The sequence below is a fragment of the Pseudomonas sp. P116 genome (assembly GCF_020149425.1).
GTDB lineage: Bacteria > Pseudomonadota > Gammaproteobacteria > Pseudomonadales > Pseudomonadaceae > Aquipseudomonas > Aquipseudomonas anatoliensis.
This window is the reverse complement of sequence record NZ_JACVHB010000007.1, coordinates 42851-67002: the sequence shown is the minus strand read 5'-3', so window position 1 is coordinate 67002 and position 24152 is coordinate 42851. Positions and strand designations below refer to the sequence as shown.

Here is a 24152-nt window from a genome sequence, read left to right as displayed (position 1 = left end):
CGGGCCGTCAACACGACCTACCGAGGTTTACCCATGAATGTGAGCGTATTCGGCATCGGCTATGTGGGACTGGTTCAGGGCGCCGCGTTGGCGCAGGTCGGGCACGACGTGCTGTGTGTGGATGTGGACGCCGCCAAGGTGCAAGCCCTCGAAAGCGGCACGCTGCCGATCTACGAGCCAGGGCTGAGGACGTTGGTGCGAGACAACCATCAGGGCGGGCGCCTGCGCTTCGGGACCGACCTCGGTGCAGCGGTGCGCCACGGCGACGTGCTGTTGATCGCCGTGGGCACGCCGCCCGACGAAGACGGTTCGGCGGACTTGCGCCACGTGCTGAGCGTGGCGCGCACCATCGGCCTGAACCTGCAACGCCACGTGATCATCGTCGACAAGTCCACCGTGCCGGTCGGCACCGCAGACCGGGTGCGCGAATGCATCACCGAGGCACTGCAAGAAAGCGACCGCGCCGACGTGACGTTCGATGTCGTGTCCAATCCGGAATTTCTCAAGGAAGGCTGCGCGGTCGACGACTGCATGCGCCCCGACCGGATCATCATCGGCACCGACAGCCCGCGTGCCGAAGAGGTAATGCGCGAGTTGTACGAGCCGTTCAACCGCAACCGCGAAAAGATCATCGTGATGGATGTGCGCAGCGCCGAGCTGACCAAGTACGCCGCCAATTGCATGCTCGCGACCAAGATCAGCTTCATGAACGAGATGGCCAATCTCGCCGAAAAACTTGGCGCCGACATCGAGATGGTCCGTCACGGCATCGGCTCCGATCCGCGCATCGGTTATCAGTTCATCTACCCCGGCATCGGCTACGGCGGCTCGTGTTTCCCCAAAGACGTCAAGGCGCTGATCCACACCGCCGAGGGTGTCGACATCGATGCGCGGTTGCTCAAAGCCGTCGACTCGCGCAACAACGAACAGAAAACCACGCTGTTTCGCAAGATATCCGATCACTTCAACGGTGCGCTGCAGGGCAAGACTTTCGCGTTGTGGGGCCTGAGTTTCAAACCCGACACCGATGACATCCGCGAGGCGCCGAGCCGCGTGCTGATGGAAGCGCTGTGGCGGGCAGGCGCCAACGTCCAGGCTTACGATCCCAAAGCCATGGAAGAAGCGCAGCGCTTATACGGCGCCCGCGATGACTTCAGCCTCGCCGGCACCAAGGAAGCGGCGCTGAAAAATGCCGACGCGCTGATCATCGTTACCGAGTGGACATTGTTCCGCGCACCCGACTTCGACCTGCTCAAACGCCAACTCAAGCAACCGCTGGTTTTCGACGGGCGCAATCTGTTCGATCCGCAACGCATGAGCACGCGCGGCTTCACCTATATCTCGGTCGGCCGCCAGACCCAGCAGGCGCTTGAACCGGGTGATGCGTCATGATCCGGCTCGCCTTGATGGGGCATTACTCGCCGAATCTGCTGATGGGCAACCGGGCATTTTCGTTTATCAATTTCGCTTCGATTGGCAGTTTCATCCGCCAGCCGCCGCCCTCCGTCGCCTACTTCTGCGACGGCATGCTGATGTCGGGATTCATGTCGCGGGTCACCGGGCAACCGGTGCAGCGGGTCAGTTTTGATTTCACCTCGATTGCCGACCCGGTGTTGCGCGATGCCGAACAGCAGCAGTTGACGGTGTACATCGTCGGCGCCACGCAAACCGAGCTTGAGGCGTTCATCGTCAAGCTGCGCGGGCGCTATCCGCGGTTGATTATTGCCGGCGCGCACAACGGTTATTTCAATCAGGCGCAAGCGGCGAACCTGCATGCGGACATCCGCACCAGCGCAGCGAACCTGTTGTTGGTCGGGCTCGGCGCCGGTTTGCAGGAGCGCTTCGTGATCGATGCGCTGAACGCCGGTTTTGCCGGAGTGGCCTTCACCTGCGGCGGTTTCATTCGTCAGGAAGCCAGCGCCAGCGAGTGCTACTACCCCGCCGCCATCAACCGCCTGCACCTGCGCGCGTTCTATCGCATGTACCGCGAGCCGCACACCATCAAACGCTACCTGCTCGACTACCCACGCAACTTCTTGCAGCTGGCCGAGCTGATCGTCCGGCACAAAGTCGCGATCGATATCACTGCGCCCTGAGCGCCGGGAATGACCATGCATATCCTCTTCACACTCAAAGATTTCAAGACCGGTGGTGGCGTCGAGTGCGTGCAGCAACGGCTGGCCGGACAATTTCTCAAGGACGGGCGACGCGTCAGTTTCTTCATCATGAACGGCGAACGACCGGACAGCGACGAGGTGCCGACGATTGCCGGCGGCGGCAGCGGTGTTACCGGCCTGCTGCATTCGGTGGTGTTGCTGCGCCGGTTGATTCTGCGCGAAAAGGTCACGCACCTGATCGGCGCCAAGGAGCAGGCCAACCTGTGCACCTGGCTCGCCACGCTGGGGACGCCGTGCAAGGTCATCTACACCCGGCACACCGACCTCGATTGTTCCGAACAACACACCGGCGTGCGCAGTCTGCGCCTGTTGTACGCGCTGTACCTGTGCGGCAGCGGCAAAGTGGTGGCGGTGTCGCTCGGTTTGCGTCAGGCGCTGACCGGCCTGATGCCCTGGGGCCGCCAGCGGATTCGCTATTGCCCAAATGCGGTGGTCACCGAGCAATTGCTCAAAGCTGCGCAAGCGCCGTTGCCCGCCGATGTGCCGGCGCGGTACTGGTTGGGCGTCGGTCGGCTGGTGGAACTCAAAGGCTTCCACATAATGCTGGAAGCTTATGCGCTGGCAGCGCGTCAGGCCACGGTGCCTTATCTGGTGATTGCCGGGGACGGCCCGCTGCGTGGCGAACTCGAAGAACAGGCGCGACGCCTGGGCATCGCGCGCCAGGTCCACTTCACCGGCCACCTCGCCAATCCATACCCGCTGATCCGCCAGGCACGCCTGCTGATCCTCAGCTCGTTGCATGAAGGCATGCCGACCGTGCTGGTCGAAGCCCTTGCCCTCGGCACGCCAGTGCTGGCCACCGATTGCCCCACCGGCCCGCGTGAGTTGCTCGACGACGGTCGCGTCGGGCAACTGGTGCGGGTCAACGATGTGCCGGCGCTGGCGCAGGCCATGCTGCAAAACCTCAACAGCAACAAGTCCGCCCTCGGCAAAGCGGTCGCGGACGCGGTGCTTCCCTACACCAGCCAGCACGCGGCGCAGGCTTACTATCAGGTGTGGAATCAATGAAAAAACTGTTGATCATTCTTCAGGATCTCAGTGCGGGCGGCGCCGAGAAAATGATGGCGCGTCTGGCCGGTGCGCTGGTCGAGGCCGGCAACGACGTGACGCTGCTGATGCTCACTGGCGGCGGCGTGAATCTGGCGGGGCTCGATTCGCGGGTCAAACAAGTCTCGCTGCACAGCCCTCGCAGCGTCGCCGCCGTCCCGGCGCTGACGCGGTTCCTGCGGCGCAATCGCTTCGATGCGCAACTGGCCGCCCTCACCCACGTCAACGTGATAGCCATCGCCGCCGCCACGCTGTCGGGCACGTTGGCGCGGTTGCATGTCAGCGAGCGCAACGCCTTCTCCCGCGACAAACACGTGAATCCGGCGCTGCACGTGCGCTTCGCTTACCTGTTGGCTCCACTGTTGTACCGCTTGATTCCCAACCCGGTGATCTGCGTCTCGCGCGGTGTCGCTCAGGATCTGGTCGACACCACGCTGGCCCGCATGCGGGATGTGACCACTGCTGACAACCCGGTGCTCGACAACGACTTTCGCGAGCGCCCATTGGCGCCCGCCAGCCATCCCTGGCTGCTGGACAACACCTTGCAAGTGATCGTCGCGGTGGGACGCCTGGCCCGGCAAAAAGGTTTCGATACGTTGCTCGATGCCTTCGCCCGACTGCCCGATCGCAATACCCGGCTGATCATTTTTGGCGAAGGCTCGCTGCGCGCCGAACTGCTGGCGCAAGCCAATGCCCTGGGGGTCGCCGAGCGTTTTGACCTGCCGGGTTATGCCAGCGATGCGCTGGCGCAGATTGGCGCGGCGGATTGTTTCGTCCTGTCGTCACGCTTCGAGGGCAGTCCGAATGCGCTGGTCGAAGCGCTCTCGACAGGTACACCGGTGGTGTCGACGCGCTGCCCTTATGGGCCACAAGAGATTCTCGCCGAAGGCAGCGTTGCGCCGCTGGTCAATGTCGATGATCCGGCGGCGCTGGCGCAGGCCATCAGCCTGGAGCTGGCCCTGCCCCGCGACCTCAACCGACAACGGCGCATCGATGCCGCCGCACGCTTCGTCAGTGGTCGCGCGGTGAAAACCTACCTGACGGCGTTGCTCGGGAGTCCAGCGCCATGAACAGACTTCAAGTCCGCTATTCGACGCTGCGTGACGGCTTCGTCCTGTTTGGCGTGATGTTCTACGTGCAGATCCTCACGTTCTTTCTCGGCATGGGCAGCGCCGCGAGTCTGGATGACGCGCAGAAAGATCTGGAAGGTAACGTCGCCAACCAGGTCTGCGGCTTGATCACGCTGTTGGTGCCGCTGTTCTTCTTTATCCGCAACAAGGTGTTCCTGAGCAAAAGCTTCTACCGGCAAAACGCTTTTCTGCTGGCGTTTCTGGTCTGCGTGGCCGCGTCAATCGGTTGGTCCGACGACCCGACCCTGAGCCTGAAGCGCTTCATCGCGATGATCAGCGTGGTGTTTTTCGCAGGCTTCATCGCCTGGCACTACAGCCTTGAAAGAATCGCCTTCATGCTCGGCTGCGTGATTGGTGCGGCGGCACTGATGGGTCTGATTTTCGCGGTGATCCGCCCCGACATCGCCTTCATCAGCGGCGGCATACGAGACGGTGCGTTCAAGGGTATTTTTTCCGAGAAGAATGCCGGCGCGCGGATCAACGCCATCGCCATTCTTTTACTGCTGCCGATGATCCGTCAGCGCAATCCACTGGCCATCGTCTACGCCGCGTTCTGTTTGATCGCCATTTGTCTGGCGCAGTCTGCCACCGGCATCGCGCTGATCGTCGCCGGCACCGCGAGTTATTGGTATTTCCTCACCTTGATCCGCTTGCGCATCAACCGTTCGCTGACGGCATTTTTCGTCGCGACCGTGGTGTACGGGCTGATCTGCGTGTTTCTGTACGGCAATTACACGCTGCTGCTGGAACTGGTCGGCCGTGATCCGTCACTCACCGACCGCACCCTTATCTGGGAGCTGCTGGGGCCGCTGATCGATGATCGCTTCCTCAAGGGCTACGGCTTCGGCGCGTTCTGGAGCAGTGCCGACGCGAGCGGATTCATCAAACGTTGGGGCTACATCGGCAACGCCCACAGCGGCTATGTCGAGACTTTGCTCAATGGCGGCCTGATTCAGTTGATCGCGCTGATCCTGCTGTTCGCGCAGACGTTGACCAAGCATTACCGGGCGATTACCGCCGAGCATTCGGCGCGCTATCACGCCTGCGCCCTGGTGATCATTGGCCTGTTCGCGGTCACCAACTACGTCGCCTACGTGATCCCCAACTATCGCTCGGCCGAGTTTCTGGTGTTCTGCGCCCTCGCCCTGTCGTTCCGCCATCACCACGTCAAACGCCCTGCGCCACTGCCGCGCGCCAATGCCTACGCCGCCCCGCGCTCCCGTGCGCGGGCCAAGGAGTTCTCATCATGTTGAACAGCTCTGTGCCCACGTCAGGATCGGTGTGCGTGATCATCCCGATGTACAACGCTGCCGCCAGCATCGGTCCGGCGCTCGACTCCCTTAGCCTGCAAACCCGCCGTCCGGACAAGGTGATCGTCATCGACGACGGCTCAAGCGACGAGGGCCCGCAAATCGTCACGGATTACGTCGCACCGTTTGAACTGGTCCTGCTGCAACAGACCAATCAGGGCCCGGCAGCCGCGCGTAATCGCGGCGTATTCAGCGCCACCGAGCGCTTTATCGCGTTCCTTGATGCCGATGATCAATGGCACCCGGAAAAACTGCACAAGCAACTTGCCTTGTATGAGCAACTCACGCGTGAAGGGCGTCAGGTCGGGCTGATCGACTGCTACCAGATGAGCGAATTCAGCGACGGCACGCAACAGTTGGAGGACCGGCGCAAGGGCGGCAATCATTTTGCCGATTTCATGCGCGAGAACGTGATCAACGGCACCTCCGGCGTGCTGGTGTTGCGTGACGCAATCATCGCGCTGGAAGGCTTCGATCAGACGCTGCGCTATGCCGAAGACCGTTTGCTGTGGACGCGGATCGCCGAGCAGTGGGAGATCCACACCGTGCCCGAGGTGTTGCTGCGGCGCAGCGTCAACAACGGCAACATCACCGCGCAGCCGCGCAAGTATTACCCGTACAAAGTGCAATTTATCGAGCTCTACCTCGCCCGCTACGGCGCGCACATGAGCAAGCAGCAGCGCATTGATTTCGTCCTGGCCAACCACGCCGATTTTCTCTGCGCCTCGTCCCGGCGCGGCGACCACGCACATGTGATCAATGTGTTCCGCAACATGCTCGATCATTCTTGGCAGACGCTGTTTTTCTCCCGCGGCAAACCGACCCTGCGCTACGTCTACGCCTTGGCGAAGACGCTGCGCAGGACGGCTTGAGTCCGGGGCCCCGCCATGGCCAACCAGCGCCTGACTACCTTGATCTGGATCTTTACCGAGAAATTCGGCCTGATTTTCCTGTCGATGATCACCTTTGTCGTATATGCGCATTTGCTCACGCCGACCGAATTGGGCATCGGCACGATCATCATCGCCATCGTCGAGGTGGTCGGCATTCTCTACTCCTCGGTGCTTGAAGACCCGCTGGTCAGGCTCGAACGCCTGGAAGACAAGCACATCAGCACCGCATTCTGGTTCTCCGTATTGATCAGCCTGGCGTCGATCCTGATCATCTCGCTGGGCGTGATGCTGTACACCCCATTGCCCGCCCTGCAATGGATGACGGCCATCGCCTCGGTGAAGATTCTGTTCACCATGATGGCGCGGGTCTACGTCGCGCAGATGCGCCGCAGTGGTAACTTCAAATTGCTGGCCTCGCGCACGCTGCTGGGTAAAGTCGTCGGCGGCGGCGCCGGGATTGTCGTGGCGCTGCTGGGCTTCGGCCCGTGGGCGGTGATTGCCCAGGCGCTGATCATGGATCTGGTGTCGATGGTGGTGTTGATGCGCGGCGATCGGCGGCGTATTCCCTTCGCCATCGACGGGCCGTTGTTGCTCGATCTACTGCGCACGGGCACGCCGGTGGCGATCAACGTCATGAGTTCGCAAACCCTGCAACGCGGGGTCAACGTGGTGCTGGGCATCACCGCCGGCGCGCACGCGGTCGGCATGTTCAACCTGGCGATGCGCATCATCGACCTGCCGCGATCCGCCATCTACAACGGCCTGATGAGCTATGCACTGCCAGCCTTCGCCCGGCGCAGCGGCGAACCGTCACGGCTGGTCGGGCTGATCGGCGACACCACGGCCATCAGCGGCTTTTTGCTGACGCCGTTGTTTGTCGGCATCGCGCTGACCGCCGAAGACATCATCCTGCTGATCTTCGGCGCCAAATGGGCCGACGCCGTCGGGCTCCTGCAAGTGCTGGCCTGCACCGCCGCGCTGGGCAATCTGGCCCTCTATGCAACGACGGCGCTGGTCGCCGTCAATCGCACCTACCTGACCCTCAAGGCTGAAGTGCTCACCACCCTGCTGGCGCTGGCGCTGGTCTACCTCCTCGGGCCTGTGTATGGCGGCATGGCGGCGGCGATTGCGCTGTTGATCCGTATGGTCGCGATCACACCGTTGCAGGTCATCGGCCTGAACACCGCGATCGGTTATGGCTGGCGCACCTTCTTCGAATCCGCCTACCGCAGCGTGATCGCCACGCTGGTGATGGCTGCTGTCGTGATGTGGGTATCAAGCCATTCGGGGCTGGTGGGCTATCTGCACCTGATCGCCAATATCGCCGCCGGCGGGCTGACCTACGCCTTGGCCTACAGCGTGTTGCACCCGCGCTGGCCGCATGAATTCAAGTTGGTGTTCACCACCCGGTGAGCACCGTTGCCTCTCTGGAGCACATCGTCATGCGCAAAACTACCCTGATCACCGGGGGCGCCGGCTACATCGGTTCCCATACTGCGTTGAGACTGGTGGAGGCCGGCCACCGCGTGCTGGTGCTGGATAACCTGAGCAACAGCAGTGTCGAATCGATCCGTCGGCTGGAGTCACTGAGCGGCACGCGGATCGAATTCATCGAAGGCGACATCCTCGATTCACGCCTGCTCGACGAGATTTTCAGCGACTACGCCATCGACGCCGTGATGCATTTCGCCGGGCTCAAAGCCGTGGCGCAAAGCGTGCGCAAACCCATGGATTATTACGCCAACAACGTCACCGGCACGCTCACGCTGTGCCAGGCAATGGCGCGTGCGCACGTGTTCAATCTGGTGTTCAGTTCCTCGGCGACGGTCTATGGCGAACCGGCGTGCACGCCCATCGGCGAAGACCTGGGTACCGGCAAACCGTCCAACCCCTACGGCCGCTCGAAGTTGATGGCCGAAGAGTTACTGACCGACCTGACGTGTTCCGATTCACGCTGGAACATCGCCGTGCTGCGCTACTTCAATCCCATCGGTGCCCACGAAAGCGGAATGATCGGCGAGGCGCCCAACGGCATACCGAATAACCTGCTGCCGTGCCTGACGATGGTCGCGACCGGCCGGATGAGTGAATTGATGGTGTATGGCAACGATTACCCGACCGTCGACGGCACTTGTGTGCGCGATTACATTCACGTGGTCGATCTGGCCGAAGGTCACCTCAAGGCCCTCGAACGACTTCATGGCGACCATGGCATTCACATCTGGAACCTCGGCACCGGCATCGGTTACAGCGTGCTGCAACTGATCCGCGGTTTCGAGGACGCCACCGGGGTCAGCATTCCCTACCGCTTTGCACCCCGGCGCGCCGGGGATGTCGCGCAGTATTGGGCCGATGCGAGCAAGGCCAGCCGCGAGCTGGGCTGGAGCGCACAACGCAACCTGGGGCAAATGCTCACGGACAGTTGGCGCTGGCAGTCGAACAACCCGGACGGCTACCACCCGCAACCTGCACCGATGTTGGCATTCGCCGGCAAATAACGGTTGTCTGATTCAGGGAAGGACTTAGCCATGTTCAGGCAAACCTTACGGGCAATGCTTTGGCTGATGTTGAGCGCCAGTGCGCAGGCGTCCGCCGAGCTGCCGGTCACCGATGGGCTGGTGCTGTGGCTCGATGGCGCCGATGCGGTGCACATGACTCTTGATGCGCAAAATCGGGTCTCGCGCTGGCATGACAAATCCGGGCAATCCAATGATGTAAGCCTTGATGACCCGGCCGCCGCCTCACTGCCGTTGCGCGTGGAGAACGCCCTGAACGGTCGTTCGGTGCTGCGTTTCAACGGTGCCTCGGCCTTCACCGGTCAGGCAATCCGCACCGCGAAGGGTTCGGTAACGGTGTTCGTGGTCTCGCGCCGCTTGCCGGATCAGGCCGGGGGCAAAGCCTGGCAGCGCTTGTTCAGCTCGCGCCCGCAACTGGCCGACAACGACAACGTGGCGCCGAACTTCGGTCTCAGCGTGCAGCAGACCAGCGCTTACGCGCCGACAGTGGCGTTTCTGGAAACCACCAACGTGCCCATCGGCCCGTTCGCCGTGGCGCGCAACGTGGTCGGTACTTCGGAAATCCTGCGCGGCGACATTGCCGAAGTGCTGGTTTACGACCGGTTGCTGGCCTCTCAGGCAGAACGTCAGCAGGTGTCGGACTACCTCAGCAAAAAGTGGGCAGTGACACTGCCGCAGCCGTCAACCGCCTGGACCCGCACCGGCCCGCTCGGCCCGACGCCGGTGCGAACCAACGCCAACCTGCCGTTATCCGATCAGGCGAATGCCGGAAAGTGGGTGCTGGATACGCGGCTGTCTGACGAGTTCAACGGCAACGCCATCGACGCGACGCGTTGGCACGTCAACAACGCCACCGGCACCGACTCCCTCGGGCGCAAACCGGCGCTGTTTCTGCCCGAGAATGCCAAGGTCGCCAACGGCAATCTGAACATCTCGTTTCGCAAGCAGACGCTGCCCGAAAAATACGTGCGCCTGGGCTACAAGGACTACAGCTCGGCGATGGTGCGCACCATTGAACGCGGGCTCTACGGCTATTACGAAACCCGCGCCAAACCGATGAACTCGGCGGGCTCCAGCGCGTTCTGGCTGGCCTGGACCGGGCTGCCGGACAACGCCACCGAAATCGATATCTTCGAAATCGGCGGCAAGACCCTCAACGGCAAATTCGATGTCATGTACAACATGAACGCGCACGTCTGGGCCACACCCCAAAGCGATGAACACCTGAGCGACGGCAGCACCTGGATTGCGCCATGGCGATTGGCGAACACCTTTCATGTCTATGGTTTCGATTGGCGGGCGGACACCCTACGCTGGTACGTCGACGGGGTGCTGGTGCGCGAGGCAAAGAACACCCACTGGTTCTTCCCGATGCAGATCGTGTTCGACAGCGAGGCGATGTGGGACTGGTTCGGCGTGGTCGATGATGCTGACCTGCCCTCCACGTTTCGTGTCGACTATGTGAAGGTCTGGACGCAACGTCCGTAGAGCCAGACTGATCGGTAGAACTGTTTCCGAGCACATTTCGGTCTTCTGATGATTGGTACATGGCGCGAGTTTAATGCCTGCATCCGCTCGTCTAGCCTTGTACAAAACCACTCGGGAGAAAACGCCATGTTTATCGCTCTCAGAAATCTGTCTGTGCTGTCCTTGGCAGGCTTTTATTGCATCGCGGCAATTGCTCAGGAACCCGCCAGCGCCGATCAGCCGCCGGCAATACTCCCACTGGAATCCGAATCGCAGGCAAAAATCATCGCCTATCCGCCGCTGGCCGGGCCGCTCGCGCGCGGCGTGGTAATCATCCAGTATCGAACAGAGCACGCCAGGATCATGCCGGTGTTTGGCAAAGTCGCGGGTGACGTATCACCCCGTCTCGGCCACCTTCACGTGACGGTAGATGACTGGAAAGGCACGTGGGCGCACACCAGTGAAGACCCGATCATTCTCGTGGGACTGACGCCTGGTCCGCACAAGGTACTTCTGGAAATCGCCGACCCGAACCACACCGTTCTCACCCGTACGACCGTCAGTTTCAGTGTTCCCGAGGTGAAACCAATGGATGTCCCGCCTACGGACGACGGGCACGCGAGTAAACCGTGACGATCAATAACGGCAGGCCTGTCGCAGGCCTCCCGTTTTCATGGACCTCAGGAAGTGCCTAACCCCTGAGAAAGATCCGCCGATGTGCTGGATGCGGTTTTTTGCGATGCGTTGGATGTCGCATCCACATCCGCTTGCTCAGTGGTTTTGGTCACTGTGTCACGCACAGCCTCGTAACCCTCCTGAGCCTGTTTCTTCACTTTGTCGACCAGGCCCGCGCTGGTGCGTCCCATGTAACGCTGCTCGGTCGAAGTGCTCGGCAATGCCGCACCGATCAGTGCGCCCAATGCGATGCCCGCTGCCGCGACGACCAATGGCTGTTCCCTGAGCATTTGATTGAATTGCTGGCCCAACACCTGGGTGCTGCGATTGAGGCGGTCGCCGGCATCGTGCATCGCATGACTCAGGTTCTCGCCAGCAGCGCCAACGTTATCGCCCAAGTGGCTGGCCTTGTTTTTCAGCGACTGGTAACCGTCCTTCAGCGAGTCGGCAGTGTGATGCAGACTATCTCGAGCGCTGTCGATGCCGTCAGCCAGGCCATCCGCCCATTCCCCCGCCCGGTCCTGATCCGGACCGCTGCGATACACCGGTTGCGGCACTGGCGGGCGGTTCTGACTCATCATCAGCCACAGTAAACCGACTGATGTCAGCACGGCGGGCACGGGGTTGTTGCGCACGCTGGTGCCGAGATTGCTGACAAACGTCGAGCCATTGTTCTGCATCATGCTCCACGCCTGATCGAACATCTGGCCGGGCGTGAATTTGCTTTCCAGCTTGTCGACGATGTTGCCGATGCTGGCGCGCTGCGCGTCGATTTCCCGCTCGATTTGCTCTGGGCTTTTTTCCGATTCGATGTCCAGTTCACTTTTCATGAGACTTTCCTCCGCAGCGCTTCCTGATCTTTATTCAAAGCGTCCAGCGTCCGGTCAGGCTTGAAGTGGGACGGCTCGAATTGTTTTTTGCCCGATTGCAGCATGATGAAGCCGATGACCATCACCACAACACCGACAATCAGTGCTGCCAACCACGGCGCCATCATTGTGCTGAGGGCGTAGACCGCCGACATCAACAGAATGATCAAGCCCGCCAGTAGCACGATCGCCCCGCCCGCCACCCCGGCAATGCCGGCCTTCAGCGTGGTCAGACTGGCTTGCAACTCGGCTTTAGCCAGCGCCAGTTCCTTGGTGAACAACGCGGGCACTTCGCGGGACAGTTGCCGTAAAAGCCCGACCATCGATGCGTCGTCAGGCTGGCTAACGGGTCTTGCACCCGGCAGTTCGGAATCGTCTCTGTTCATCACAACTCTCCTTTCGTGCTTGGCGAAACAGGCGTCGATGACCCGGCAAAATCAGTGGGATGGTCGTATTCGTTCGGCGACGTCGGAGTGATGCCAGTGGCCAATCCAGGGTTGGAATTGGCGGTCGGTGCCGGGGAAGATTCGTAAGGTCGATGCGCGCCATAGCCCGCGGCGGGCGGTGTCGAGGTGCCCGCCGCCGGATCGTGATTCGCACTGACCGTGACAGCGGCGGAACTGCCCGCCTTGAGGAACCGCGACAGGCCAAAACCCAGCGCGATACTGCCGGCAATGAACAAACCGGGGTTGCTGCGAGCCAGGTCAGCAGCGTCATGCAACAACTGTTCGGCACTTTTGCCGCGAAGGTTACCTGCCAGCCCGGTCATGGACTCGGCCATGTCGGTCAGGTAATCGGACATGCCCAGCGTGTCCTTGTCTTCCAGCTCCGAGACGAAGCTTTTCGCCCCCTGCGCCAAGGCCTCGATCTGGTCAGCGGCGGTGTCGCGATACTGGCCGAATTGTGCGTCAGCCTGTTGCCTAGCGCCGCCGATTGCTTCGGTGACATCGTCCTTTAAATGTTGAAAGTCCTGCGGCTTGCCATCATCTCGCGCACCGGACTGGGTGCCGGCCCTGCTGTCTGAAGTATTCATGTCGTCCCTCGCTTTCTGCTGAAAACGTCGTACGGGACTTCGCAGCACCATTGCCCTGAGCCCCTTAAAGTTAAGGACGGATCAGTTCTCGGGATCGTTCAAAGGATTTGATGAACGAGCAAACATCACCTCAAATTGCGGCATTGGTAGGAGCTGCCGAAGGCTGCGATCTCTTGATTCTGGCTTTAAAAACAGGGTCAGCCGTTTCCAGGGTATTACCCTTATTAGCGGCATAGACGTGAGCATTCTTCGGCGTTTGGAGTGGTGGTTGATGCGTTACGGGGGCTGAAGTAGTTAGCTGGCTAACTGGTTTCGGCCATAACAGACGCGCGCCAAGGGGCTCATCGGTCTATTCCACAACCACGTATTGGTCCACGCCAACGGAATACTTGTATGGCAAACCACCTGTAACTGAAAATTCTTCCGTAGGCGGATCTATACCGTTAAGGGCGAGAAAGTGTATGAGGTAAATACCTGGATTTTCGAGTTTCTGTACGAACGTGATCTCGTAGCTCTAACCTGCTCCAATTGAAACCAGCGCTCCGCTTCCCGATCCGGCGGCGGGCTGTGGTCTTTTTCGTAGGCACAGGTAAACGTTGGATAGGCCATAGCTGGAGTGACATTGAATACGCCGCACATGCAGACAGCACAAAAAGCCATTGCTTTAATCATTCGCCCCGGTATGCGCCGACGCATTTCTTGTTGAAGGAGATCACTCATATTTCCGGCCGGCGATCCGGATGTTCTGCGTCAAAGCCCTGCTTGGGGTGGGCTGGAAGCGGGTGGTCTTTCATCAGATTAGGGAAGCGCAATTCAGGGTTAGCATCTAGTTGTTTCAATAGACCTGAATAAAATTCATGGAGCTTTTCATCTGGCAGATATCCAAAATTATCTATAGGTTCAGGTTGAGCCGAAAATGCCCCGATGAGAGTCATTAACCCTGACAAACTGCCCAGCGATGCAGCACGCTGATAATAGAATAATGCGAGAGGCTTATTTTTTTTAGAGATTTTATAGAATGCGGCTGTTTCTATGATTGCTTCCGGCGAGTCTTGAGCGCCAGCACATCGAAAGTATGGCTCTGCCATTCGGTCATCCTGCTTGTCCCGAGGCAATTCGAATGAAAAGTAATTCCCGATTCGAACTTGTGCTAAAGGACTGCCTAACTGCGCCGCCTGGAACATATAGGAACTCGCCATGCGATCTGACTTCAACACTCCTCGTCCATTTTCGGCAACCACCGCCCAGTTGTAATAACCCAGCGGGACTTTGAGCTTCACCATGCGCTCGTAGAGGTCGAGCATCTTGCTGGTATCTTGTTCAACACCCGGTTGCCCTGGCCAACCCGTGCGGTAAAGTCCCGCCAGGTTATGCATCGCCTTCCAATGATCTTTGGCGATCGCTTTTTCGTAGAGCCCGACGATGGTTATCCAGTCTTTGACGCCTCGTACCTTCTCCAACGCGCGGGCCTCTTGAAACCAGCGCTCCGCTTCCCCATCCAGCGGCGGGTTGTGGTCTTTTTCGTAGGCACAGGTAAAGGTTGGATAGGCCATGGCTGGAGCTCCGCTCAACAAAAGTGAAAAAATGAGGGCAAAAAAAGAGATGGCTTTAGTCAATGGCTTTGGCATAAGGCGTCTCCACATCCCAGAAACGTGTCAAGTGGGCTAATAACGGTTCGTTTTTATTTTTGTTCTTCCAGTTCTCATCCATCACTCTATTCCACTTAATGAAGTTTTTAGCAGCATCACAACGCCCCTTGTCATCGTTAATCGACTCACCAACATGCAACTTCCACAACTCCTCCCGCCAACGCTTGGCTAACTCAGCATCCGGTGCAGCCAGACCTAACTCAGAGTCTGTATGCAGGCTACGAGTGTTGATATTTGCAGAACTGAGCAGACTGAAGACATCGTCCACCACCAGCAATTTTGAGTGCACGTAGATGTCCCTGAAATACGCCTGCTCGCCCTCGGCTAGCGTGCTTCCGGGCTCTGGAGTGCAAGCACTCAGTGTCGCGATGGCGATCTTGAGGCCTGGTATGTCTTTCAGGGCGTAGGGCTTTTGATCTTCTTCCTCTCCGTTTTTCGGTTTGCCAAGTTCAGGAATATCTGTTGGTTTGAGACCTCCCAGGCGCTGCTCTAACTCAGGGGTAACCCCTTTTTTTTCCAGGTCGGTAATATCGTTTTCCAGCCACCCTATTTTTTTTAGCTGATTCCTCTGCACGCCGGGATTGGGACTGAGATTCTCGTTCAGATAAGCTAGGCGGCTGCGTTTTTGCAACATTTCCTCCACCAGAGTGCGCTGAGCCTGGGGCATCAGTTGCTCCTGCCCCAGTTCCTGCAAGGTGGCATAAGTGGTGCTGGAAAAACCCTTGTCGTTGGGGTTGTTGGTGACCACGAACAAGTACAGATCCTTGTCTTTACCCTTTGCGATATAAGCCGCCGCCAGTTCACGCAACTGTTTGGCAAACGGCGGGTAGCGGAAATACTGGTTTTCAAAATAGGCGTAGTTGCGCACGTTGCCCAGAGCCTTGTGGTACAGCTCCAGAATCGAGGTCTCGGCCCCTTCCTGTGGTTGTGTGCGGCAAATCTGCGCCATCGTCGAACCGGCGGCTTTGAAGTTGTCCGGCTTGATGGCTTGGCGTTGATCGCGCAGGCCATCGGCAAACCATTTTTTGACCCAGAAGGTTTCCCGATCCCAGGCAGTGCTGAAGTTGTGGTTCAGGTCGTGCAAAGCAGGACCTTGCACTTTCATCGACAAGTCCTGCCAGGGACCGAAGCCTGGGCTACGCCGCGCGGCTTTGTCGTCATACAGGTGCGCGCTGGTATCCCAATAATTGCGATGCATGTTGTGCCCCATGACGAAGCCAACCGCGTTCGCAGTGTCTTCGTAGTCCACTAACACCATTTTCTGGTGGTGGCTGCCAAACAGAGTTAACAGCAACATATGCGCAAAATTGGTATCGGGGGCTTCCCCTTTCATCAATCGAAAAAGGGTCGCAACACGTCCTTTTTCATCGCTCATCTGCGGTCCGCGTATGGCGGCATTAAGGGGAATCTCTGTAGAAAAGTCACGGGTGCGAAACTCGACGTTCTGCATCCGGCCGTCGTGGACGCGGCTGAACCATTCCCGGGTATATTCCTGATCCTGCGGGGAATATTTGGGCGCACCGGATCCTCTTAGTTTGTTGTAGCCACCTTGTCCGCTCAGTTCGGTTTCAATGACGAGCAGAATGGCCAGCAGCTCCGTTTCGCGTTGGTCGTAGCGAAAACCACTGGTCCCATAGGCGGGGATTTCACCGGCACGAAGTTTGGTCAGTTCATGTTGATGAATCGTGCGGCGATATTCCAGTTTCTGGCGATCTTCAAGCGTGCGGCTGGAACCGGCACTGCCCTTGGTGATGCCAGAGCCCATGGCCGTCCCGCCTGAGCCAGTCAGGCCATCGCCAATGATGGTGTTTTCAACAAAATTGGCCACTGGGTTTTTCCAGATCAGCACACGCGTCTTGACCCCGTGGCGACCTCGAATATCCAGCAGCTCGCCGATGCGATCGCTGCCCGGCTTGAAACGCATCGCCGGGTCGAACCCCCAACTGATGATTTCGACACTCTTCGTCGCGGCCTCAATGGCATCGTATACAGCGCCGAATGCCTTATCACCATTGATCAATGGGGTGACCTTAATGCCGGCACGTGGTGGGTAGAGCGCTTTCCTCGCAAACCAGTCCATGGTCAGGGAAGTGGACTTGTGTTCTGTAGGCGTCAGTTGGATAACTTCTTTGCTGTAATCAGTCGTCATTCGATTGCTTCCTGCATTCAATGGCTCTTCGGCTTGCTGGCCGGGTTCAACGTAACGGCGCGGTAGTCATCCGTCGAGCCCATCGGTTCGAGCTGATCGGCCTGAGCGTGATAGTCGCGATAGCCTTGACGTGCCAGTTGTTGGTTCTGTGAAGCGGATTGGCTGCTTTCTTCTTTGGGTTCAATCTCGAAACGATGGCCATTAACCAACTCCACCGCGTAAGCCTGAGTGCCCGGAACGTGATCGAACTTGATCTTACCGTCTTCGCCCGTAAGGCCTTCCTGAATCACGGCGCCATCGGCGAATAGCGTATAGGGCTCATCTTCGTAACCGGGATGACCGGGCACTGCACTGATGGTTGCGCTGAGTTTGTGAATGACGTCCGGCGCCGGTTGCGACTCGCCCCGCTCGGGGGCTTCGCCGGCCTTGTCAGAGGCCGCTGGCAGTGGCACTAGCGGCAGGAGCGCGGCATTTCCGGTCCCGACACCCGCCGCTCCTCCAGCATTCAGCTTGATGACCGGACCCACTACGGTAATGCCACCGGCATCCAGCTTGATGAAGCTACCCCCGGCATTCACGGTGAGCTCCGTGCCTGCTTCGATAACCATTTTCTGCCCGGCCTTGAGATGAATTTCTTTGCCTGCCGTCATCAACTGCGCGGTGCCCAGTTTGATGTGCTGGTTTTGGCCTATCACCAAATGGTCATCGGCTTTGACCTCAACCTTGCGGTCGCTGATGGTGGTGCGATGCTCTTCAGCCTTGAGCTCGGTGTAGGTGTTCTTCTCGACGGTGTCGTGGCGTTCATTCCCGACCCGAATCTTCTGATCGTGCTCTACGTTTTCATCCCAATCGCGCTGGGCATGAATGTAGATCTGCTCCGCACCTTTCTTGTCTTCAATACGCAGTTCGTTGTACCCACCGCCACCCGGTGAGCTAAGCGTTTTGAACACGCTGCGAGTCTTGTTCGCAGGCAGTGCGTACGGCACCGGGTTTTCCTTGTGGTACAGGCAGCCGGTCACCAGCGGCTGGTCGGGGTCGCCTTCGATGAAGGTGACGAGGACTTCCATGCCGATGCGCGGGATGGAGATGGCGCCGTAGCGGTCGCCGGCCCAGGAGCTGGAGACGCGCATCCAGCAGCTGGTTTTGTCGTCGGCCTGGCCTTCGCGGTCCCAGTGGAATTGCACCTTGATACGGCCGTATTGGTCGCAGTGGATTTCTTCGCCTTTGGGGCCGGTGACGTGGGCGGTCTGGCTGCCGAGCACGCGGGGTTTCGGGTGCTCCAGCGCGGGGCGATAGAACACGTCCCATGGGGTGGCGAGGAAGGTGTTGCGGTAGCCCTGGTGGAAGTCGTCCTTGTTGTTGGTGGTATCGCTGGTCACGCCTTCTTCGAGGACTTGCGGCTGTTTGCCTTCGTGGACGATTTCGGTGAGCAACCACAGATCGTTCCACTCGCTGCGCGGGTGGTCGGACAGTTCCATGAAGTGGCCGCTGACCAGTTTGGTCTGGTCGCCACGACCTTCGGCCTGGCGATAGTCGGCGCGGTGGCGTTCGAGGGCGCGCTGGCTGAGGAACTTGCCGCGCGCACGCTCGATGAAGCGGCCGGGGTAGTCGTAGTCTTCGAGATCCGGCTCAGTGCTGTCGCCTTCAGGCTTATAAGCAGCTTCCATTTGCAGGCGCGGTTTTTCGAAGTCGTAGTCGCGTCGGGTGACGCGGCTGGTGCGGGTTTCTAGCCGCAGCTTGAAGCCTTTGATCACCGGTTCGTCGGCGACCATCCCGCTGCCTTGCACGTAAGCGGTCGGCTGGCCGAGTTTCTGGAATACGGTCTGGTCGTCGCCGAACACCAGCAGGTGAGCTTTGTCGCTGTGCTGGAAGTGGTAGTGAATGCCCTCCTCCTCGCACAGGCGCTGGACGAAGTGCAGGTCGGTTTCGTCGTATTGCACGCAATAGTCGCGATCCGGGCACGGCTGGCTCAGCTGGAAGCTGTAGGCGTTGCCCTTGATGCCGTGTTCTTCGAGGATCAGCGCGATGATTTTCGGCGCCGACATCTGCTGGTAGATGCGCTGGTTGGTGCGGTGATGCAGGTATTGCAGTTGCGGCACCATCGAGACTTTGTAGCGGGTCAGGCGCTTGCCGGCATCGCCTTGGGCGACGCGGTAGATCTGGCCGTGGATGCCACTGCCGTTAATGTCCAACGCCAGGAACGCCTGTTTGTGGAGCAGGGTTTCCAAGTCCAGGTCGGGGTTTTCGCTGACCAGTTCCACATCGAATGCGTAGGGTTGGCTAATACCTTCGGTGCCGGTAAACGAAAGCACCTGAAGATCGTGCTCAAGATTATCGATGGTCAGGCTGAAATGAGCTTGGTTGGCAGGACTGAACATCTTTTGTTGCTCCTTGACGTGCTGTAGATCTTCCTTAAAACCCAAGCTCGTCTGTGAGACATGGGGGCTCTGGGCGAGCAGCTCTGTGAGGCGCGCAATCATAACGTGCTTGAACTGCGCAAGAAGTTGCGCAGTTGCCCGGAGAGACCCAGTACGCGGGAGATTCAAAGAATTGAAACAATATGTTTCTTGGTTTCACTCACTTCCAGGCACTCATCCGTCGAACGTCCGTTTCTGACCCTGAGTGTGTAAAAACGCGCTGCGCTAGAAGCGGACGCGCCCTTACGTCAACTCCAAATGCCAAACGAAAGTGCGCCGCAATAAATGAGCGTATTGCAAACGATCATCTGCGCTAACAAAAAACCAAGGCCAGCTCCCAGAAACGCAACACTCGCAACAATCCACGGCAACGTTGCTTTGACGCGGTACTTCAAGAACCAAATCGACAGGCATGTGCCTACCAGCATGCCAGGGACGGAAAACAGGTGCCCAAGTCCGACAAGACCCGCCTCTCTACCCATGCTGGACATGAGTGAGTTGTAGATCAAAAGAGTCGTGATTGCTGCGGCTGTTGTTCCCGTCAAAAACAACGCTGGCGCGCGCGAAATCAGTCCCGGAATCAGCGCGACCAAAGGCACGCCGCTGAGATACCAGGTGCCCGAATAAAACGGGTCGGTCCCCATACTTGCGAAAAGGAACAATGGAACGATCAAAAGAATTGCTGCGACGAGATCACTTCTAAAGTCCATTGGCATGTCTTGGCCTCCCTGTCAGATGCGAACTTGCTGTAACAGGTTAGGCGACGAACTGGATGTTGTCGCGAGCGTGAACACGTGCCCATGATTTGCATGGCTTGATAACCAACATTAGAAAAACAATGATCAAAGCGGACGCGATGTGTTCGCCGATGAAAGCAGAATGAAGTTTCTTCACGCACCGAAGTTGAATGCGATAGAAATCCGCGGCCTCGTTCCTTCATAACGTTTCACCGAGTGCATCAACCACGACGGGAACATGAGGAAAGTGCCACTTTGGGCAACACACGTAGTGCTAAAACCCGCACTGATGCAATCTTCAACTCTCATGCGCAGAGCAGGATTGTAGGTCGATGCGACCATCCCGCGTGGGTCGATGAATTCCAGATCACCGCCCACTGCTGGATCGCCTTCCCGGCCGCCGGCGTCGACCCAATAAACCCCAGACCAGAACGCACCCGGATGGCCATGCAGCGCATTACTGTGGCCAGCCTCGTTTACGTTTGCCCAAGCATTAAGTTTCCATTCGAATGCGGGCTCGGTCAGGCCGTATTGATCGCTGTGAACAGCCGTAAGTTGAACGGCAAACTCCGTGGCGAACTTGACCAGTGCGTCGCAGGCCTCGCCTCCCCACGCAGGAAAGTCATTCGAAGACTGCCAGCCGCCGTCATTGCTACGCTTTGCACCGCTGCGATCTTCGGCCATGCGTCGGGTGATCAGGGTTTTCAGCTCTGTGTTGAGCCTGTCGGCGTCGGGGTACTGGATACTTGCCAGAGGCGTGGCGAACAGCCGTCGAATCTTTATCAGCTCAGGGTTTATTAGATTGTTGCTCGACTGCATTACCACTTTCTCTGCATTACGTTAGTTACGCCAAACTATATCGATCGCATTAAAAAGCTGGTGTAAACCTTTGTTAAAAGCATGGTGGAAAAAGTTAAGAGCACATTGGCCAATGTGCCTTTGAACTTCACGGCACGCGGGCATCGTGCTAAAACGGCAGCCACCCGTTTTGCAGGAAAACCACCGAATGCCCAAGAAACAACCGGTCAGCAAAGAGGCCGCCACCGCCGCGGAAATCGAGCGATCGATTCAGGCGTTGAACAAAATGGCCGAACGTTTGTGGGGTGATGGTCGAGAAGCGGAAGCCAAAGCACTTCTCGACGCACTTGATGCGTTGAACCGCGCGCTCGACCGGATCCGGATTGGCGAGAGTCGACGGGTTGTGACACTGCACTAAACCCTACGGCTTGAGAATCAACAGCGGGTCACCCTTCTTCACAATATAAGTCGCCAACTCCGAGCCCTTGTCAGTACCGATGTTCTTGGCGATATGCGCCACACCTTCCGGAATGAACAGCGAATCACCCGCCTTCAGCGTCACTGGCGCCCTGCCCTCAAGTTGATATTCAAACGTGCCGCTGATCACGTACGCGACTTCCACGCCCGGATGCGCATGGCGTGGCGAGGTCACACCGGGTTCAAAATCGACTCGTGCCTGAATGACTTCGCGGTCGGCAGCGCCGAGGTCCTGGCGTACCAGATCGGTACGGCTCAGGCCTTGCTGCCAGCTCTTGGGCTGCGTCTCGGCGGCGTGTGCGATACCAATCATCGAAGCAAGTATGGCGGCAGTAGTCAGGAACAATGGACGGCGCATGATGTTGCCCTCTTAAACTCAGTGGTGTGTGGTGATGCCACTTTGAACAGGGCTTGTAGTGCTGGTGTGTCGTGAATCCTTGGTTTGTTATTGGCGTGTGTACCGGGCCGGGATTGATACACGGTTATACAAACGCTTGGGTGTTCTGCCGTAGCGCCAGCAGCCATGTTCGCAAAGCGACGATCTTCTTCGAATCAGCTGTTTCAACAGGCGTCACCAGATAGAAACCCAGATCATCCTGCAAGCGCAGATCAAACGGCGCCACCAGTCGCCCTGCGCGCAAATCATCATCGACATAGGTCGAACGACCGATGCACACACCCTGCCCATCCACCGCAGCCTGCACCGCCATCATCGCCAGATCGAAAGTCAACCGCGGAGCCTTGGCCAGTTGCGGCGGATGCCCCGCCGCGCTGAGCCAGGTGTTCCAGTCGCCGGAGGTCATGCCACTGACTTGCAGCATCGTGTGGTTGAGCAGATCTGCCGGTGTTTTCAAGGCTTGCGCGCCGGCAAGCAATGCCGGGCTGCACACTGGGAAAACCTCATCAGACATTAGCCAATCCGCGCGCAAGCCCTTCCAGTCACCCCGGCCATAACGAATCGCCGCATCAATGCCACCCTTGCGAAAGTCCACCAGATCGGTGGAGGCGCTGACCCTCACATCGATATCGGGAAAGGCCTGCTGAAACGCCGGCAGACGCGGCAGCAACCACTTGGACGCTACCGACACCAAGGTGCTGATGGTCAGCACGCTGGTATTACGCGATGCGAGTAACTGCTCGGTCGAATAGCGCAACTCATGGAAGGCCGAACGGATTCCGGGCAAGTACGCCTGCCCGTCTTCGGTTAGCGCCAAGCCATCCTTGAGCCGAAGGAAGAGTGGCACACCAAGCTCTGCTTCGAGGCGGCGAATTTGATGGCTGATGGCGGTTTGGGTGACGTTCAACTCTTCGGCAGCCTGGGTAAAACTCATGTGCCGGGCGGCTGATTCGAAGGCTCGCAAGCCATTGAGAGATGGAAGTCTGACGGGCATATGACATTCGGTGCTCATGAGATTTTGTCATACGCTAGCATTTCAAATGACCTTTGCGAAAGCTTCCGCCAAGGTGGATTCTGGCGGCCTTCATTCAGCAAGGAAGTGCCATGAAACTGTATTTCGCACCGATGACCTGTTCGCTGTCGCCGCACATCGTGCTGCGCGAACTGGGCCTGCCGTTCGAACTGATTCGTGTGAATAATCAAACCAAACGTACGGCCGACGGGCGCGACTTTCGCGAGATCAATCCGAAAGGTTACGTCGCCGCGCTGGAGCTGGATAATGGTGAAGTGCTGACGGAGGGCCCGGCGATTGTGCAGTTTCTTGTCGACCAAGTACCCGGCAATGCACTGGCACCGCCACCCGGCAGTTGGGAGCGAGCGCGGTTGCAGGAGCACCTGAATTTCATCAGCACTGAAATTCATGGTGGTAGCGCACCGCTATTCAACAGAGAGATTGCGCCATCGACCCAGGCGATTTTCAAAGACAAACTGTTCACGCGTCTGGATTTTATGAGCCAGACACTGGTTGAGCAGGATTATCTGATGGGCACATTTGGGGTGGCAGATGCTTACCTTTTCAGCGTGCTGAAATGGCTGCCGGTGTTCAACATTGATATCGAGGATTGGCCGCCGCTGGCCGGGTATTTGAGGCGCATCGCCGAGCGTCCTAGCGTGCAGTCGGCGATTGCGGCAGAAGAGGCAACTCAGCCGGTTTGACCTGTGCCGATTGGCCAACGAATCTGTAAACTGCCGCGATCTTTACTCGCTCAGACAAGGGATCCACATGGCCAACCAAGACATCACCTTCACGCCCGATCCGGACGCCGACTCCATTTCCTCCGACGTCGCGACCTTCGGCGGGATCATGGTTTCCACGCAGATTCCGACCCGCGCCGATGGCAGCCTCGAACTGGGCGGCATCACCGAGCAAAGCGAATGCACGCTGCAAGCGCTGAAAGTTGCACTGGAACGTGCGGGCAGTTCGATGGACCGGGTCATGCATCTGACCATCTACCTCACCGACATGGCTGATCGTGCCGCGTTCAACGAGGTTTACCAGCGCTTCTTCGCCAAACCGTGGCCGGTGCGCGCGGCGGTTGGCGTTGCCTCGCTGGCCGTCGAAGGCATGCGCGTGGAAGTCACCGCGATGGCAGCCAAGGCCTGAGCGCCGATCTGAAGTAAACACAAAAACCTGTGGGAGCCAGCCTGCTGGCGATGGCGTACTGATCGTCGACATCTCTGTTGGCTGATCTACCGCTATCGCCAGCAGGCTGGCTCCTACAGGTTTGAGGTGGTCGCAAGGTTTGTGTCTGGCACAAATCACTGTGGGACCAGGCTTGCCCGCGATGGCGTACTGACAATCGACATCTTTGTTGGCTGATTTACCGCTATCGCGGGCAAGCCCGCTCCCA

At 58.7% G+C, this 24152-nt stretch carries 23 protein-coding genes; 13 read left to right on the top strand and 10 right to left on the bottom strand.

What is annotated here, in order from left to right; translation table 11 throughout:
* Positions 1 to 33: 33 nt before the first annotated feature.
* The 10 genes from ICA15_RS22265 to ICA15_RS22220 all read left to right on the top strand — a co-directional run bounded on the left by ICA15_RS22265 (position 34) and on the right by ICA15_RS22220 (position 11173).
* Positions 34 to 1392, top strand: coding sequence for a UDP-glucose dehydrogenase family protein (locus ICA15_RS22265; RefSeq protein WP_210554646.1), 1359 nt, complete (start codon positions 34 to 36; stop codon positions 1390 to 1392).
* The gene (locus ICA15_RS22260) at positions 1389 to 2096 is read left to right on the top strand and encodes a WecB/TagA/CpsF family glycosyltransferase (RefSeq protein WP_210554645.1); all 708 of its coding nucleotides are present in this window, start codon (positions 1389 to 1391) and stop codon (positions 2094 to 2096) included. Before ICA15_RS22265 ends, ICA15_RS22260 begins: the two co-directional genes overlap by 4 nt.
* 15 nt (positions 2097 to 2111) lie before the next feature.
* Positions 2112 to 3185, top strand: a complete 1074-nt coding sequence (locus tag ICA15_RS22255; protein ID WP_210554644.1) for a glycosyltransferase — start codon at positions 2112 to 2114, stop codon at positions 3183 to 3185.
* Entirely contained in the window at positions 3182 to 4294 is a 1113-nt protein-coding gene (locus tag ICA15_RS22250) for a glycosyltransferase (RefSeq protein WP_210554643.1), read from the top strand. The genes ICA15_RS22255 and ICA15_RS22250 overlap by 4 nt, the downstream gene beginning before the upstream one ends.
* Complete coding sequence (locus ICA15_RS22245) at positions 4291 to 5607, top strand: O-antigen ligase family protein (protein ID WP_210554642.1); 1317 nt, start codon at positions 4291 to 4293, stop codon at positions 5605 to 5607. Before ICA15_RS22250 ends, ICA15_RS22245 begins: the two co-directional genes overlap by 4 nt.
* Positions 5601 to 6536, top strand: coding sequence for a glycosyltransferase family 2 protein (locus ICA15_RS22240; RefSeq protein WP_150615796.1), 936 nt, complete (start codon positions 5601 to 5603; stop codon positions 6534 to 6536). The genes ICA15_RS22245 and ICA15_RS22240 overlap by 7 nt, the downstream gene beginning before the upstream one ends.
* Positions 6537 to 6551: 15 nt before the next feature.
* Positions 6552 to 7970 carry an oligosaccharide flippase family protein gene (locus ICA15_RS22235; RefSeq protein WP_210554641.1) on the top strand — a complete coding sequence of 473 codons (1419 nt, stop codon included), beginning with the start codon at positions 6552 to 6554 and terminating at the stop codon, positions 7968 to 7970.
* A gap of 29 nt (positions 7971 to 7999) precedes the next feature.
* A complete protein-coding gene (gene galE, locus ICA15_RS22230; RefSeq protein WP_210554640.1) occupies positions 8000 to 9055 on the top strand; it encodes a UDP-glucose 4-epimerase GalE in 1056 nt (351 codons plus the stop codon).
* A gap of 30 nt (positions 9056 to 9085) precedes the next feature.
* A complete protein-coding gene (locus ICA15_RS22225; RefSeq protein ID WP_224450904.1) occupies positions 9086 to 10561 on the top strand; it encodes a family 16 glycosylhydrolase in 1476 nt (491 codons plus the stop codon).
* Positions 10562 to 10687: 126 nt separating this feature from the next.
* Entirely contained in the window at positions 10688 to 11173 is a 486-nt protein-coding gene (locus ICA15_RS22220) for a DUF6130 family protein (RefSeq protein WP_210554639.1), read from the top strand.
* 47 nt (positions 11174 to 11220) lie between these two features.
* On the opposite strand, the gene ICA15_RS22215 is transcribed toward ICA15_RS22220, so the two are convergent.
* The 8 genes from ICA15_RS22215 to ICA15_RS22180 form a co-directional block, all read right to left on the bottom strand.
* Entirely contained in the window at positions 11221 to 12045 is an 825-nt protein-coding gene (locus tag ICA15_RS22215; protein ID WP_210554638.1) for a DUF3618 domain-containing protein, read from the bottom strand.
* The gene (locus ICA15_RS22210; protein WP_150591653.1) at positions 12042 to 12470 is read right to left on the bottom strand and encodes a phage holin family protein; all 429 of its coding nucleotides are present in this window, start codon (positions 12468 to 12470) and stop codon (positions 12042 to 12044) included. The genes ICA15_RS22215 and ICA15_RS22210 overlap by 4 nt, the downstream gene beginning before the upstream one ends.
* Positions 12470 to 13117, bottom strand: coding sequence for a hypothetical protein (locus ICA15_RS22205; RefSeq protein WP_210554637.1), 648 nt, complete (start codon positions 13115 to 13117; stop codon positions 12470 to 12472). Before ICA15_RS22205 ends, ICA15_RS22210 begins: the two co-directional genes overlap by 1 nt.
* Before the next feature lie 716 nt (positions 13118 to 13833).
* Positions 13834 to 14745 carry a tetratricopeptide repeat protein gene (locus ICA15_RS22200; protein ID WP_210554636.1) on the bottom strand — a complete coding sequence of 304 codons (912 nt, stop codon included), beginning with the start codon at positions 14743 to 14745 and terminating at the stop codon, positions 13834 to 13836.
* Positions 14726 to 16915, bottom strand: coding sequence for a phospholipase D-like domain-containing protein (locus ICA15_RS22195; RefSeq protein ID WP_210554635.1), 2190 nt, complete (start codon positions 16913 to 16915; stop codon positions 14726 to 14728). The genes ICA15_RS22200 and ICA15_RS22195 overlap by 20 nt, the downstream gene beginning before the upstream one ends.
* A gap of 17 nt (positions 16916 to 16932) precedes the next feature.
* The gene (gene tssI, locus ICA15_RS22190) at positions 16933 to 19293 is read right to left on the bottom strand and encodes a type VI secretion system tip protein VgrG (protein WP_210554634.1); all 2361 of its coding nucleotides are present in this window, start codon (positions 19291 to 19293) and stop codon (positions 16933 to 16935) included.
* A gap of 287 nt (positions 19294 to 19580) precedes the next feature.
* Complete coding sequence (locus ICA15_RS22185) at positions 19581 to 20048, bottom strand: hypothetical protein (protein ID WP_210554633.1); 468 nt, start codon at positions 20046 to 20048, stop codon at positions 19581 to 19583.
* A gap of 174 nt (positions 20049 to 20222) precedes the next feature.
* The gene (locus ICA15_RS22180; protein WP_150615807.1) at positions 20223 to 20888 is read right to left on the bottom strand and encodes a TIGR02466 family protein; all 666 of its coding nucleotides are present in this window, start codon (positions 20886 to 20888) and stop codon (positions 20223 to 20225) included.
* 187 nt (positions 20889 to 21075) lie between these two features.
* Between ICA15_RS22180 and ICA15_RS22175 the strand changes: the two genes are divergently transcribed.
* The gene (locus tag ICA15_RS22175; protein WP_150603233.1) at positions 21076 to 21285 is read left to right on the top strand and encodes a hypothetical protein; all 210 of its coding nucleotides are present in this window, start codon (positions 21076 to 21078) and stop codon (positions 21283 to 21285) included.
* Between the two features lie 3 nt (positions 21286 to 21288).
* On the opposite strand, the gene ICA15_RS22170 is transcribed toward ICA15_RS22175, so the two are convergent.
* Both ICA15_RS22170 and ICA15_RS22165 read right to left on the bottom strand, forming a co-directional pair.
* On the bottom strand, positions 21289 to 21702 hold the full coding sequence (locus tag ICA15_RS22170; RefSeq protein ID WP_150597678.1) for a cupin domain-containing protein: 414 nt from the start codon (positions 21700 to 21702) through the stop codon (positions 21289 to 21291).
* Between the two features lie 124 nt (positions 21703 to 21826).
* A complete protein-coding gene (locus ICA15_RS22165; RefSeq protein WP_210554632.1) occupies positions 21827 to 22735 on the bottom strand; it encodes a transcriptional regulator GcvA in 909 nt (302 codons plus the stop codon).
* Between the two features lie 110 nt (positions 22736 to 22845).
* Here ICA15_RS22165 and gstA point away from each other — a divergent pair, with 110 nt between their 5' ends.
* A complete protein-coding gene (gstA, locus tag ICA15_RS22160) occupies positions 22846 to 23457 on the top strand; it encodes a glutathione transferase GstA (protein WP_210554631.1) in 612 nt (203 codons plus the stop codon).
* Positions 23458 to 23524: 67 nt separating this feature from the next.
* Entirely contained in the window at positions 23525 to 23905 is a 381-nt protein-coding gene (locus tag ICA15_RS22155; RefSeq protein ID WP_150591651.1) for a RidA family protein, read from the top strand.
* The last annotated feature ends 247 nt before the right edge of the window (positions 23906 to 24152 follow it).